Annotated in this window: 1 protein-coding gene; it reads left to right on the plus strand. The window is 72.9% G+C overall.

Annotated elements, in window-relative coordinates; all coding sequences use genetic code 11:
* Positions 1-1,020, plus strand: a 1,020-nt coding sequence (locus AC1D01_RS36240) for an ArgK/MeaB family GTPase (RefSeq protein WP_477874585.1), incomplete at both ends; no start/stop codon positions are given.

Consider the following 1,020-nt stretch of genomic DNA (forward strand, 5'->3'; position numbering starts at 1 on the left):
AGATGGTGATGCGCTGCGACAAGGATCTGTCGCCGCACGCGCCGGCCGCGCTGGCGGCGATCCAGGGCCGCGGCGAGCCGCAGCGGCGTGCGCTCGCACAGCTGATCACCGCGCTCGAGAACGGCGCCGTGCCCGAGGCGCTGAAGGCCGAGTTGCACGCCGTCGCGAAGCAGAACGTGACGCCGGTGCTCGGCATCACCGGCACCGGCGGCGCCGGCAAGAGCTCGCTGACCGACGAGCTGATCCGCCGGTTGCGCCTGGACCAGGGCGATGCCTTGCACGTCGCGGTGATCAGCATCGACCCGTCGCGCCGCAAGAGTGGCGGCGCGCTGCTGGGCGACCGCATCCGCATGAACGCGATCGCGCCGTGGCGCTCCGGCCAGCGGGTCTTCATGCGCAGCCTGGCCACGCGCGATTTCGGCAGCGAGATCAGCCAGGCCCTGCCCGACGTGCTGGCCGCGTGCCGCGCCGCCGGCTTCGACCTGGTGATCGTCGAGACCTCCGGCATCGGCCAGGGCGATGCGGCGATCGTGCCGCTGGTCGACGTGCCGATGTACGTGATGACGCCGGAGTTCGGCGCCGCGAGCCAGCTCGAGAAGATCGACATGCTCGACTTCGCCGAGTTCGTCGCGATCAACAAGTTCGACCGCAAGGGCGCGGCCGATGCGCTGCGCGACGTGGCCAAGCAGGTGCAGCGCAACCGCGAGGCCTGGGGCACGCGGCCCGACGAGATGCCGGTGTTCGGCACGATGGCCAGCCGCTTCAACGACGACGGCGTGACCGCGCTGTACCAGGCGCTGCTGCCGCGGCTGGCGGCCCTGGGCATGCCGGTGCGCGAGGGCGTGCTGCCGCCGGCCGCGACGCGCCACAGCACCCACCAGGTGCCGATCGTGCCCGGCGCGCGCGTGCGCTACCTGGCCGAGATCAGCGACACGGTGCGCGGCTACAAGCAGCACGCGCGCGCGCAGGCCCGGCTCGCGCGCGAGGTGCAGCAGCTGCGCGGCGCGGCGCGCATGCTGC

Source organism: Rhizobacter sp. P3_B12 (genome assembly GCF_056402895.1).